At 64.2% G+C, this 737-nt stretch carries 1 protein-coding gene; it reads left to right on the forward strand.

Annotation, left to right across the window (positions count from 1 at the left end):
- Nucleotides 1-636: hypothetical protein (locus AACY49_RS29760; RefSeq protein ID WP_339527764.1), on the forward strand; the 636-nt coding region annotated here is incomplete at its 5' end.
- Nucleotides 637-737 lie beyond the last annotated feature (101 nt).

The raw sequence follows: 737 nt of genomic DNA on the forward strand, positions 1-737 counted from the left end.
CAATCGCGACGCGATCGGCGCGTGCCGCACCGCTGCCGCCAGGGCGAAGAAGGCGGTGCGTTGCACGATCGAGGTAAAGGCGGAGGAATGAGGGTGGAGGCTCCCGAGTTGGACCGGGACGCGCTGCTGGCGCTGCTCGACCGGATGCTTCGCGCGGAGGCGGTGGCGGACGCGCCACCGGCGGCCGAGCGCGGCGAGTGGCTATACGGCAGCGCCGGGTACACCGAACCCGACGAGCATGGCTGGATGGCACCCCTCCCCTCGACCGAATTGTGGGTGCCACGGGCCTTGGTGTTCTGGCGCATGGCAATCCTGTCGGATGCGCCGGTCAGCGACGAGCAGATGCGCGACCCCCGCCATTCGCTCGCGCGCTGGCCGGCGATCGAGCGAGCGGTGAAAGCCTATGTCGTCGAAGTCTATAACATTCCAATGTTCGCCACCGAACATGATGACAGGGGACGCGTGTGCCGTCAGTCGGGTATGAACGCGACGACGATGGCAGGCATAGCCCAACTGGCCGATCGCCATCCTGGCGACGGCAGGAATGCTCCTTGCCCTCGCATTCTTCCTCTAAGCGCTGACCGGCAACCTGAATTGAGCGCATCGACTGTCAATCGGATCCATCCCACATCATGACCTTTAAAGTGTTGGACGGAACGATGCGGTCACCCCATCTCACGCTTCAAACCCATGCGCTGGATTTCTGGCTCGCGCGTGGTGCTGTAGCGCTAATCGCG

The organism is Pseudomonas sp. EL_65y_Pfl2_R96, from assembly GCF_963970905.1.
In the GTDB taxonomy this organism is placed as follows: Bacteria; Pseudomonadota; Gammaproteobacteria; order Pseudomonadales; family Pseudomonadaceae; genus Aquipseudomonas.